This window comes from Massilia oculi (genome assembly GCF_017582745.1).
Taxonomy (GTDB): Bacteria; Pseudomonadota; Gammaproteobacteria; order Burkholderiales; family Burkholderiaceae_D; genus Telluria; species Telluria oculi_A.
In genome coordinates, this window is sequence record NZ_JAFVIM010000019.1 from 85,784 (window position 1) to 97,933 (window position 12,150).

At 68.6% G+C, this 12,150-nt stretch carries 8 protein-coding genes; 6 read left to right on the plus strand and 2 right to left on the minus strand.

Annotation, left to right across the window (positions count from 1 at the left end; all coding sequences use genetic code 11):
* The first annotated feature begins 48 nt into the window (after positions 1–48).
* Positions 49–1,383, plus strand: a complete 1,335-nt coding sequence (locus tag J3U95_RS20130; RefSeq protein WP_229519972.1) for an MFS transporter — start codon at positions 49–51, stop codon at positions 1,381–1,383.
* A gap of 3 nt (positions 1,384–1,386) precedes the next feature.
* Here the strand turns inward: J3U95_RS20130 and J3U95_RS20135 are convergent, their stop codons facing one another.
* A complete protein-coding gene (locus J3U95_RS20135) occupies positions 1,387–2,547 on the minus strand; it encodes a sugar diacid recognition domain-containing protein (protein WP_208280432.1) in 1,161 nt (386 codons plus the stop codon).
* A gap of 215 nt (positions 2,548–2,762) precedes the next feature.
* On the opposite strand from J3U95_RS20135, the gene J3U95_RS20140 reads away from it, so the two are divergent.
* Both J3U95_RS20140 and J3U95_RS20145 read left to right on the plus strand, forming a co-directional pair.
* Positions 2,763–4,097, plus strand: a complete 1,335-nt coding sequence (locus J3U95_RS20140; RefSeq protein WP_208280433.1) for an MFS transporter — start codon at positions 2,763–2,765, stop codon at positions 4,095–4,097.
* A gap of 11 nt (positions 4,098–4,108) precedes the next feature.
* Positions 4,109–5,254 (plus strand): glycerate kinase, encoded by a 1,146-nt coding sequence (locus J3U95_RS20145; RefSeq protein WP_208280434.1) that lies wholly within the window; start codon positions 4,109–4,111, stop codon positions 5,252–5,254.
* Here the strand turns inward: J3U95_RS20145 and J3U95_RS20150 are convergent.
* Complete coding sequence (locus tag J3U95_RS20150) at positions 5,251–5,727, minus strand: Lrp/AsnC family transcriptional regulator (RefSeq protein WP_208280435.1); 477 nt, start codon at positions 5,725–5,727, stop codon at positions 5,251–5,253. The two genes, J3U95_RS20145 and J3U95_RS20150, sit on opposite strands and share 4 nt — an antisense overlap.
* An 86-nt stretch (positions 5,728–5,813) precedes the next feature.
* Here J3U95_RS20150 and ilvB point away from each other — a divergent pair, with 86 nt between their 5' ends.
* From ilvB to J3U95_RS20165, 3 genes are all read left to right on the plus strand, one after another.
* Positions 5,814–7,571 (plus strand): biosynthetic-type acetolactate synthase large subunit, encoded by a 1,758-nt coding sequence (ilvB, locus tag J3U95_RS20155; protein ID WP_208280436.1) that lies wholly within the window; start codon positions 5,814–5,816, stop codon positions 7,569–7,571.
* Positions 7,572–7,738: 167 nt separating this feature from the next.
* On the plus strand, positions 7,739–9,745 hold the full coding sequence (locus J3U95_RS20160) for a TonB-dependent siderophore receptor (protein ID WP_229519973.1): 2,007 nt from the start codon (positions 7,739–7,741) through the stop codon (positions 9,743–9,745).
* Positions 9,742–12,147 (plus strand): PepSY domain-containing protein, encoded by a 2,406-nt coding sequence (locus J3U95_RS20165; RefSeq protein ID WP_370662094.1) that lies wholly within the window; start codon positions 9,742–9,744, stop codon positions 12,145–12,147. Before J3U95_RS20160 ends, J3U95_RS20165 begins: the two co-directional genes overlap by 4 nt.
* The last annotated feature ends 3 nt before the right edge of the window (positions 12,148–12,150 follow it).

The window sequence follows — 12,150 nt, forward strand, 5'->3', positions numbered from 1 at the left end:
CGGTTCAGACGATAATGTCAGGGTTTATCAAAAAAACTCGGAGACAGCATGTTCGACAACGCAAGCCGGCCCGGCACGCTCGCTGCAGGGACCGGCCCGGCCACGTTGGAAGGAGCGTACCGCAAGGCCACCTGGCGCCTGATCCCCTTTATCTTCGTCTGTTACCTGTTCAACTACCTGGACCGGGTCAACGTCGGTTTCGCCAAGCTCGAGATGCTCGACGCCCTGCAGTTCAGCGAAACCATCTATGGCCTGGGCGCCGGCATCTTCTTCATCGGCTACGTGAGCTTCGGGGTGCCGGGAAATCTGATCCTGCACCGGCTCGGCGCGCGGCGCTGGATCGCCATCATGATGATGGCCTGGGGTTCGCTGTCGGCCTGCATGCTGTTCGTGACCACGCCGCTGGAGTTCTACCTGCTGCGCTTCTTCACCGGCGTGGCCGAAGCCGGCTTCTTCCCCGGCATGGTCCTGTACTTCACCAAGTGGTTCCCGTCCCACAAGCGCGGCCAGGTGATGGCCTTGTTCATGTCGGCGATCCCCGTCTCGGGCCTGGTCGGCGGCCCGCTCTCGGGCTGGATGCTGAGCCACTTCGCCGACGGCCAGGGCGGCATGGCTGCCTGGCAGTGGCTGTTCCTGCTGCAAGGGCTGCCCACCGTGTTCCTGGGCCTGGCGGCGCTGTTCTACCTGAACGACGGCGTGGCCCAGGCCAGCTGGCTCGGCGCCGATGAAAAGGCCGCCCTGCGGGAGGAACTCGCGCGCGACGAGCGCGAACGTCCGCCCGGCGTGGCCGTCGTGCATTCGCTGCGCGCCTTGCTGCTCGACCGCCATGTGTGGATGCTCGGCTTTATCTATTTCAGCATCAAGATGGGGGCGTATGCGATCAACTTCTGGCTGCCGTCGATCATCCGCGAACTCGGTTTCGAGGACGTCGGCACGGTCGGCTGGCTGAGCGCCATTCCCTACCTGTTCGCCTGCGTATTCATGGTCATGGTGGGCCGCTCGGCCGACCGCCGGCGCGAGCGCCGCTGGCACCTGTCGGCGCCGCTCCTGATGGCGCTGGCCGGCCTGGCGATGGCCGCGCACTTTTCGGACAATGCCATCGTCGCCATGATCGGCCTGTGCCTGGCGACGATGGGCGCGCTCGCCGGCCTGCCGATGTTCTGGCCCCTGCCGGCCGCTTTCCTGAGCAGCGCGGCGGCGGCCGGCGGCCTGGCCCTGATCAATTCGATGGGGCAGGTGGCCGGCTTCGCCAGCCCCTTCCTGGTCGGCTGGATCAAGGATCTCACCGGCAGCACCGACGTCGCGCTGTACATCCTGTCGAGCGTGATGCTGGTCGGGGCCTTGCTGGTGCTGACCGTGCCGGCGCGGCTGGTCAACCGTTGATCATCAGGCGGTCGCAGGACTGAGCAGCGCCGACACGTACAGCAGCAGCTTGTCTTCGCTGCGCGCCAGGTCGAGCCCCGTCAGCTCGCCGATGCGGCGCAGCCGGTAGTCAAGCGTGTTGCGGTGGATGCCGAGCGTCGCCGCGGTGGCGGCCGAGTTCTCGTCCTGGGCGAACCAGGTGTCGAGCGTGGTGCGCAGCATGGCGCGGCTCTTGTCGTGGGCCAGGCGCGCGATCGGCATGCGCAGCTGGTGCGCCTGCCAGCCGCTGTCCAGGCCGGACAGCAGCACCGGCAGGGCCAGGTCGTCATAGCTGAACACCTGCTGCTGCGGCGTGCGCAGGCGCCCCAGCCGGCTGGCGCTGCGCGCGCTCTGGTAAGAGACGGCGGCGCCTTCCAGGCCGGGCAAGGCGATGCCCATCGCCAGCGTGAAGGGCAGCTCGCATTCCTCGCGCACTAGCTGGGCCAGCAGGTCCAGGCGCCGCTGCGGCGTCGTCTCGTAGCCCTTGCGCGCCGGGTCCCAGGAATCGAGCAGCACCATCTCGGACGGGCCGACGGTGGCGGTCAGCGCATCCTCGCGCCGCGCCAGGAGGCGCATCTGCAGGCGCTGGATGTCGTGCAGGGCGGCCCCGGCGTCGGCGCCGTCCGGCCGCGGCTGCAGCTCGAGCAGGAATACCAGCTGCATGCGCTCGAGGTCCAGGCCCAGGCGCCGCGCCCAGCCTTCGAGCTCCGGCCGCTGGGCGCTGTCGTTGCGGATCAGGTTCAGCACGAAGGCTTCGCGATAGCGCGCGTTGTCCTGCAACTGGTTCGCCAGCGCCGCCTGTTCCAGGATCATCTCGGCCGTCAGGCGCACCAGTTCGCCGAACTGGCGAACCTCGTCCGGCGCGCCGGAGAGGCCCACCGCGCCGCACGGCTGGCCGCCCACGGAGAGGGGCAGGTTGGTGCCCGGCTGCGCGCCATGCAGCTTGCGCGCGGCAGCCGCGTCGATCTCCACGGTCAGCTTCTTGGCCAGCGCGAGCAGGGCGCCCGCATGCAGTTCGCCGACCCGCTCGGGATTGCCGCTGGCGAGGATCACGCCGTTGGCATCCATCACATTGACGTTGAACGGGATGATCCGCATGGTGCGGGTGACGATTTCCTGGGCGAGCCGGGTGTCGAGGATGTGCATTGGGTAGGGCCTGGAAGGTGGAACGGTCCTTGTGATTATGCACAAAACTCTTTGCGTCGATGGGGCTATTTTCGGCAGATGATGGTGAATATTGTGAGGTTGCACGAAAAATGCCGACTATTTCCCTCTCCGTTTTGTGCGTGTCGCCGACGCCCGATATCCCTTGTTTGGCCGATAATCTTGCAGATCACCCTTATTAGAAATTCGGAGACAGCATGAGCATCACCGCAAGCACATCCGGCGTCCAGGGCGGCGGCGGCGGCGCGGCCCTGTTGGATGGCGCCTACCGCAAGGCCACCTGGCGCCTGATCCCCTTCATTTTCGTCTGCTACCTGTTCAACTACCTGGACCGCGTCAACGTAGGTTTCGCCAAGCTCGAGATGCTCGACGCGCTCCAGCTCAGCGAAACCGTGTACGGCCTGGGCGCCGGCATCTTCTTCATCGGCTACGTGACCTTCGGGGTGCCGAGCAACCTGATCCTGCACCGGCTCGGCGCGCGGCGCTGGATCGCGATCATGATGATGGCCTGGGGCTCGCTGTCGGCCTGCATGCTGTTCGTGACCACGCCGATGGAATTCTATGTGCTGCGCTTCTTCACCGGCGTGGCCGAAGCCGGCTTCTTCCCCGGCATGGTCCTGTACTTCACCAAGTGGTTCCCGTCGCACAAGCGCGGCCAGGTGATGGCGCTGTTCATGTCGGCGATCCCCGTCTCGGGCCTGATCGGCGGCCCATTGTCGGGCTGGATGCTGAGCCACTTCGCGCATGGCCAGGGCGGCATGGACGGCTGGCAGTGGCTGTTCCTGCTGCAAGGCCTGCCGACCGTGCTGCTCGGCGTGGCGGTGTTCTTCTACCTCAACGATGGGATCAGGCAGGCCGGCTGGCTGAGCGATGCCGAGAAAGCGGCGATGCAGGATGCGCTCGACCAGGACGAGCAGCAGCGCTCGAAGGGCGTGCACGCGGTGCACTCCTTCGGCGCGGTGCTGCGCGACTGGCATGTGTGGATGCTGGGCTTCATCTACTTCAGCATCCAGATGGGCGTCTACGCGATCAACTTCTGGCTGCCCTCGATCATCAAGTCGCTGGGCTTCGAGAACGCGACCACGGTCGGCTGGCTGAGCGCCATTCCCTACCTGTTCGCCGGCGTGTTCATGGTGCTGGTGGGCCGCTCGGCCGACCGCCGGCGCGAGCGCCGCTGGCACCTGTCGGCGCCCCTGCTGATGGCCCTGGTCGGCTTGCTGATGGCTGCGAATTTCTCTGACAACGCCGTGATCGTGCTGGTGGGCCTCTCCCTGGCGACGATGGGCGCGCTGACCGGCCTGCCGATGTTCTGGCCCCTGCCGGCGGCCTTTCTCGGCAGCGCGGCGGCGGCCGGCGGCCTGGCCCTGATCAATTCGATGGGGCAGGTGGCAGGCTTCGTCAGCCCCTTCCTGGTCGGATGGATCAAGGACGCCACCGGCAGCACCGATGTCGCCTTGTACATCCTGTCCACCGTCCTGTTCATCGGCGCCATGCTGGTCCTGGTGGTGCCGGCACGTCTCGTCAATCGCTAAAGGAGAGGTCCATGAAAATCGTCATCGCTCCAGATTCGTTCAAGGAAAGCCTGTCGGCGCTGGAAGCCGCCAGCGCCATCGAGGCCGGCTTTCGGGAGGTCTTCCCCGACGCGGACTACGTGAAGGTGCCGGTGGCCGACGGCGGCGAAGGCACGGTCGAGGCCATGGTCGCGGCCACCGGCGGCCGCCAGGTCGTGCTGCAGGCCACCGGTCCGCTGGGGCGGCCGGTCGAGGCCTTCTATGGCCTGACCGGCGACGAATCGACAGCCGTGATCGAGATGGCCGCCGCCAGCGGCCTCGAACTGGTGGCGCCCGACGAGCGCGATCCGCTGGTGGCCACCAGCCGCGGCACCGGTGAACTGATCCGCGCCGCGCTGGACGCTGGTGCGCGCCGCTTCATCCTGGGCGTGGGCGGCAGCGCCACCAACGATGGCGGGGCCGGCATGCTGCAGGCGCTGGGCGTCGGCCTGCTCGATGCAAGCGGCGCCGAGCTGGCGCCGGGCGGCGGCGCGCTGGCCCTGCTCGATCGCATCGACGTATCAAGGCTGGACCCGCGCGTCAACGAATGCGTGTTCGAGGTGGCCTGCGACGTCAGCAATCCCCTGGTGGGCCCCAAGGGCGCCTCCGCGATCTTCGGGCCGCAGAAGGGCGCCACGCCCGGGATGGTCGAGCAGCTCGACGCCAACCTGCGCCACTACGCTGGCGTGATCGCGCGCGACCTGGGCCAGGAGGTGGCCGACATTCCAGGCGCCGGTGCCGGCGGCGGCATCGCCGCGGCGATGCTGGTGTTCCTGAAAGGGCGCCTGCGTCCCGGCAGCGAGATCGTCGCCGACGCGGTAGGCCTCGACGCGGTCGTGCGCGACGCCGACCTGGTCGTCACCGGCGAGGGGCGCATCGACAGCCAGACCGTCAACGGCAAGACGCCGATCGGCGTCGCGCGCGTGGCCGGACGCCACGGCAAGCCGGTGATCGCCATCGGAGGGTGCCTGGCGAACGACGCCAGTGCGGTGCATGCGCACGGCATCGCGGCGACCTTCAGCACCGTCATGAGGGCGGGGACGGTGGCCGAGGTGCTGGCGGGCGCGCAGTTCAACCTGCAGTGCACGGCGCGCAATATCGCGGCCGCGCTCGAGCTGGGCATGAACCTGCAGCGCTAAGCGATCAGCGGCGTATCGACTTTCTTCAAGGTGCGCAGCACGAAGCTCGACTTGCTGTGGCGGATGCCGGGGATCTTGTACAGGCGTTCGCGCAGCAGGCGCTCGTAGTCGCGCGTGTCCTTCACCGCGATGCGCAGGAAATAATCGTAGTCGCCAGAGATCAGCGAGGCTTCCAGTACCTCGGGAATCGATTCGAGCGCGCGCCCGAATTCATACAGCGTCTCTTCGCTGTGGCTGTCCAGCGTGACCTGCACGATCAGCTGGTCGTGGTAGCCGAGGCTGGGCAGGTCGACCTTGACCGTGTAGCCCTGCAGGGCCCCGCAATCCGTCATCCGCTTGATGCGGTTCCAGCACGAGGTAGTCGACAGGCCGACAGTGGCGCTGATCTCCTGCAGCGGCGTGCGCGAGTCGCGCAGCAGGATGCCCAGGATGGTCAAATCGGTCGCATCGAAAGATTTTCTTTCTTGGCTCATAAGGGATGAAAATTATTCAGGTTAGATGCCAATTCTAGCGGAAAATATGAAGCACTTTCATGTCCTGAGTCGATAGACTTCAAGGCATGAAACCACATCCCGAATTCCTCCCGCCGCCAGCCGGCAAAGTCGCGCTGACCGGCGCCGGCCTGTTGCTCGACACCCTGGTCGCCTGCGGCGTCGACACCGTGTTCGGCTATCCAGGCGGCGCCGTGCTGCCGCTATACGATGCGCTGGCCCAGGACGGGCGCCTGCGCCACGTGCTGGTGCGCCACGAGCAGGCCGCCGTCCATGCGGCCCAGGGCTATGCGCGCTCGACCGGCCGGCTGGGCGTCGTGTTCGTGACGTCCGGGCCGGGCATCGCCAACACCACCTCCGGCCTGCTTGACGCCCTGAGCGATTCGATCCCCATCCTGTGCATCAGCGGCCAGGTCGCGACCATGTCGATCGGCACCGATGCCTTCCAGGAGTGCGATGCGCTGGGCATCTCGCGCACGGTCACCAAATGGAATACGCAGGTCCGCGCCACGCGCGACATCGTCGCCACGGTCCGGCGCGCGGTGCTGGAGGCCACCGAGGGGCGGCCCGGCCCGGTGCTGGTGGACGTGCCCAAGGACATCCAGGCGCGTGCGGTGGACGCGGCCGACTTCGGAAGGCAAGTTAAACCGGCCCCGCAGCTGCGCGCCGCGCGCGACGACCTGGAAGGCCTGGAGGCGGCGGCGCTTCTCATCCGCCAGGCGCGGCGCCCGGTGTTCTACGGCGGGGGCGGATTGATCAACGCGGGGCTCGACGCCTGCGCCGCCTTCACGCGCCTGGTGCGCTGGAAGGACGCGCCGTGCACGCTGACCCTGATGGGTCTCGGCGCCTTCCCGGCCTCGGACCGGCGCTGGCTGGGCATGCTTGGCATGCACGGCACGCTGGAGGCGAACCTGGCGATGCACCACGCCGACCTGGTCGTGTGCGTCGGCGCGCGCTTCGACGATCGGGTGACGGGACGGCTGGCCGACTTCTGCCCGGGCGCGAAGATCGTCCACGTCGACATCGACCCGCGCTCGATCGGCAAGGTGGTGCCGGCCGACGTCGGCCTGCGCGGCGATTGCGGCGCGGTGCTGCGCGGCCTGCTGGACCGCCTTGACGGCCTGCGCGCCGATCCGGTCCTGCTCGAAGCCTGGTGGCGCACGATCGGCGACTGGCGCGCCGAACGCTGCCTGGACTTCGCCGCGCAGGATGCCGAGATTGTCCCGCAGCAGCTGATGTCCACCCTGGCCAAACGCCTGGCGGGCAGGAACGCGATCGTCTCGACCGACGTCGGCCAGCACCAGATGTGGGCCGCGCAATACCTGGGCTTCGAGACGCCGCGCCGCTGGCTGACCTCGGGCGGCGCCGGCACCATGGGCTATGGCTTGCCGGCGGCGATCGGCGCCCAGGTCGCCCATCCCGATGCGCTGGTCGTGTGCGTCAGCGGCGATGCCTCGGTGCTGATGAATATCCAGGAGCTGTCGACCGCGGTGCAGCACCGCTGTCCGGTCAAGCTGGTCCTGTCGAACAACGGCTGCATGGGCATGGTGCGCCAGTGGCAGGAGCTGCATCATGGCGGGCGCTATAGCCATAGTTATACCGAAGCCTTGCCCGACTTCGTGGCGCTGGCGCGCGCCTTCGGATGGGAAGCGAGGAAGGTAGAGGATGCCGGCGAGCTGGAAGAGGGGATGGATGCCTGCCTGGCGTCGAACCGGCCATTCCTGCTCGATGTGAGGGTGGCGCAGGCCGAGAACTGCTTCCCATTGACCCCGTCCGGGCGTGGGCACCACGAGATCATGCTGGGCAAGGATCGCTGGTATCGCTAAGTAATTGCGCTTATTGAAAATGATTCTCATTCGCGCTAGGATGCCGGCATCATTCATGAATCTTGCATGCCATGCCTCTCGCGCCCCGTCGTCCGCTGTTGATCGTCCTTGCCCTTTCTCACGCTTTCCCTGTTCTCGCAGCGCCGCAGGAGACTGACGAACAGGACATGCAGGCCGTGCGCGTCACCGCCACCCGCGCACAGGGCTTCATGCCGAATACCGTGGAGGCGGGCAGCTTCCGTGGTTCCGACGTCATGGACGTGCCCTCGACCGTCAACGTGATCACGCGCGAAGTGCTCGAGCTGCAGGCCGCCGCCGGCCTGTACGACGCGCTGCGCAACACCGCCGGCGTCACCCGCCAGCAGAATGGCGGCGACACCTGGGACCAGCTGGTCATCCGCGGCATCGCGGTCGAGAACCGCACCAACTACCGCCTCAATGGCTCGCTGCCGTTGATGAATTTCGGCCAGGTCTCGATGGAGAATAAGGAGCGGGTCGAGGTGCTCAAGGGCGCCACCGCCCTGTACTACGGCTTCACCTCGCCGGCCGGCGTCGTCAACTTCGTCACCAAGCGCGCCGGCAGCGCGCCTGTCAACGCGATCGGGCTGGCGCTGGATGACAACGGCTCCGCCATCGCCAGCGCCGACGTGGCGCGTCGCTTCGGGCAGCGCCAGGAATTCGGCGTGCGCGTCAATGCCGCCGGCGGCACGCTCGGCTCGCACCTCGACGGCGTCGGCAACGACAACCGCGGCTTCGCCTCGGCCGCCCTCGACTGGCGCGTGAACGAGCGCCTGCGTCTGCGCGCCGACCTCGAATACGACAAGCGCCGCGTGACCGAGCAGGCCGGCGTCAACCTGCCGCCGGTGGTCGGCGGCGCCATCCAGTTGCCGCGGCCGGTCGATCCGCGCCGCCTGGTGGGCCCGGACTGGGCGCGCTTCGAAACGCATGCGCGCAACGTCCAGCTGCGCGCCGACATCGCGCTGAACCAGGACTGGGCCCTGACCCTGGAAGCCGGCCACGCCGAGACCAAACGCGAGCGCAACCTGCCGATCTTCCGCTTCGACAGCGCGGCCAGCGTCGCCACCGGCGCCGGCCGGATCACCGGCAACTCCCAGTTCGCCGACGTCGACTCCGACATGCTGCGCGCCGAGCTGGCCGGGCGCTTCGCCACCGGCGCGCTGAGCCACGACCTGACGCTCGGCGTGAGCGGCACCGACAAGGGCCAGGCGCCGGTCTACCAGTCCAACTACACGATTCCCTCCCAGAACCTGTACGACCCGGTCCCGATCCGCACCGCCAGCTTCGGCGCCGTGCCGACGCGGCCCACCACGGCCGCATTGGACAGCCGCGACAAGGGTCTTTACCTGGTCGACCGCATCCAGTTGGGCAAGTGGCAGCTGATCGGCGGCGTGCGCCGGGTCGACTACCAGAGCACCCAGGGCGCCAACCGCTACGACGTGAGCGAGACCACGCCCATGGCGGCGGTGATCTGGCGCGCCCGCGACGACTTCTCGCTGTATGCCTCGATGGCCGAAGGGCTCGAGGAAGGCGAGGCCGCACCCGCCGGCAGCGCCAACGAGGGCACCCGCATGGCGCCGGGCGTGAGCAAGCAGAAGGAAATCGGCGCGCGCTGGAGGAGCAGCGGCGGCTTCCTGACCCAGCTGGCGCTATTCGACATCGACCGTCCCGGCTACTACACCAATGCCGCCAACGTGTTCACCGCCGACGGCGAGCAGCGCTATCGCGGCATCGAGCTGTCGGCGCAGGGGCGTCTCACGCGCCGCCTGTCCTGGCAGGGTTCGGCCCAGGTGCTCGATCCGGAATTTCGCGACATCGGCGCCGCCTATGACGGCAAGCTGCCCGAGAATGCGTCGCGCCGCACCGCCAGCAGTTACCTGGCCTACGACCTGGACGCGGTGCCCGGATTGTCGCTGACCCTGGGCGCTTATTACACGGGAGAGCGCCCGGTGAATGACCTGAACCAGGCCTGGCTGGGCGGCGTCACGCTGTTCAGCGTGGGCGGGCGCTATGCCACGCAGGCGTTCGGCAAGCGCACCACCTGGCAGCTCAATGTCGACAACGCGGGCGACAAGCAGTACTGGGCCGGCGCCGGCACGCGCCTCTCGGCCGGCCTGCCGCGCCTGGTCAAGCTGTCGGTGAAGGTGGACCTGTGAAAGGTACACCCGTGAAGGCGGCGCCGGATGCGCCACCGCGCTGGCGCCTGCCGACGATGCGCGAGGTCTGGTTCCAGCTGCACTGGTTCGTCGGTATCACGGCCGGCACTTTGCTGGCGGTGATCGGCCTGACCGGCGCCATCCTCGCTTTCGAGGACGAGATCCTGGAAAGCATCAACCCCGGCGTGTTCGCCGTGCCGGTGCAGGAGCAGCCGCGGCTGGAACCGGAACAGATCCTGCGCGTGGCCCGCCAGGCCCATCCCGGTGAACGGGTCGCCAGTCTCACGTTCGAGGCGCAGCCCGGCCGCACCGTCGGCGTACGCTTCGCCCCGCCGCGCGGGGAGCGGCATGGCCTGGAGATCCACGTCCATCCCTATGACGGCAGCGTGCTGCCCGCCGCGCGCGGCGTGGCCTTTTTCCAGTTCGTCGATTCGCTACACCGCTGGCTGCTGCTGCCGCGCGCGCCGGGCCGCATCGTGCTCGGCATCCTGGCACTGTGCCTGGTCGGGCTGGCGCTCAGCGGCCTGTACCTGCGCTGGCCGCGCAACAAGGATTGGCGCAGCTGGCTGACCTTCAACACCTCGCTGCGCGGCCGATCCTTCCTGTGGGCGCTGCATGCGATCGCCGGCACCTGGGCCCTGGTCGCCTACCTGGTGGTGGCAGGCACCGGGCTTTACTGGAGTTTCGATATCGTGCGCGGCACCTTGCAGGATTGGGCCGGCGCACCAATGGCACAGCCGCGCGAGGCCAGGCCCGCTGCCACGACGGGTGGCGACGCAAGCCTGGCGCCGGCGTGGCGCACCTTCGTGTCGATGGCGCCCGACTGGTCGAGCGCCACCATCCGCTTGCCGGAGCGCGGGAGCGGCGCCTATCAACTGACCTGGCTTGCACAGGATGCGCCGCACGACCGCGCGCGCAACCGGATGACCCTCGGCGGCGACGGTGCGGTGCGCCAGGACGAGCGCCATGCCGACAAGGACGCCGGGCAGCGCGCCTTGACCACCATCCGTCCGCTGCACACCGGCACCTATTTCGGCCTGCCGGGCCGGCTCGTCATGATGCTGGCCAGCCTGGCCTTGCCGGGCTTCGCGATCACCGGCTGGATGCTCTACCTCGGCCGCCGGCGCCAGAAGCGTGCGCTGGCGCGCGAGCGCAGCCTGGCGGCGCAGGCCGGCGCGAACACCAGCGGCGCGCCGGTCCTGGTGGCCTTCGCGACCCAGGGCGGCCAGGCCGAGCGGATCGCGCTGCACAGCGCCGGCGCCCTGCGCGCCGGCGGCCGCGCGGTCGACCTGCGCGCCGTGTCGGCGCTGGCGCCGGGAGACCTGGCCGGCTACGGGCAGGCGCTGTTCGTGGCCAGTACCTTCGGCGAAGGCGAGGCTCCCGATTCCGCACGGCGCTTCAGCCGCGAACTGGAGGCGTGGCAGTCGATGTTTGAGGGCTGCCGCTTCGCCGTGCTGGCGCTGGGCGACCGCAACTACGCGCGCTTCTGCGGCTACGGCCATGCACTGGACCGCCGCCTGCAGGCGCTGGGCGGCAAGCCGCTGTTCCCGCTGATCGAGGTGGACCAGGGCGACGAAACGGCGCTCGGACGCTGGATGCATGCGCTGGGCGGGCTTGGCGCCGCCAAGGGAAAAATGCCGCCAGCCGGAGAGGCCGCACCGTTTTCGGACTGGGTACTTCATTCGAGGCGCCTGCTCAACCCGGGCAGCCTGGGCGCGCCGCTGTACGAAATCGCCCTGCGGCCAGGCCGCGAGGCCAGCTGGCAGGCGGGCGATTTGCTCGAGATCGCCGTTCCCGCGGCGCCGTTGGCGCCGCGCCGCTATTCGATCGCCAGCGTGCAGGAGGACGGCGCGGTGGAACTGCTGGTGCGCCAGCAGCGCCACGAACACGGCCTCGGCCTGGCCTCCGGCTGGCTGACCGAGCACCTGGCCATCGACGGGTCGGTGCGCGCCCGCCTGGTCGCCAATCCGGGCTTTCATGCACCTGGCGACGACCGCCCCTGCATCTATATCGGCAACGGCTCGGGCATGGCCGGCTTGCGCGGTCACCTGCGCGGCCGCGCCGCCATGGGACGGGGCCGCAACTGGCTGCTGTTCGGCGAGCGCCAGCGCGCCTTCGACAGCCTGTGCGACGCCGAGCTGGCGGTCCTGCGGGCGGCGGGCATGCTGCCCGAACTGGACCTGGCGTTCTCGCGCGACCCGCAGCCCGAGTATGTCCAGGACCGCCTGCATGCGCGCGCCGACCTGCTGCGCCAGTGGATCGACGACGGGGCCACGATCCACGTCTGCGGCAGCCTGCAGGGCATGGCCGGTGCGGTGCACGAGGCGCTGGCCGCGATCCTGGGACAGGCGGAACTGGAACGCCTGATGGACACGGGGCGCTACCGGCGCGACGTCTACTAAGCT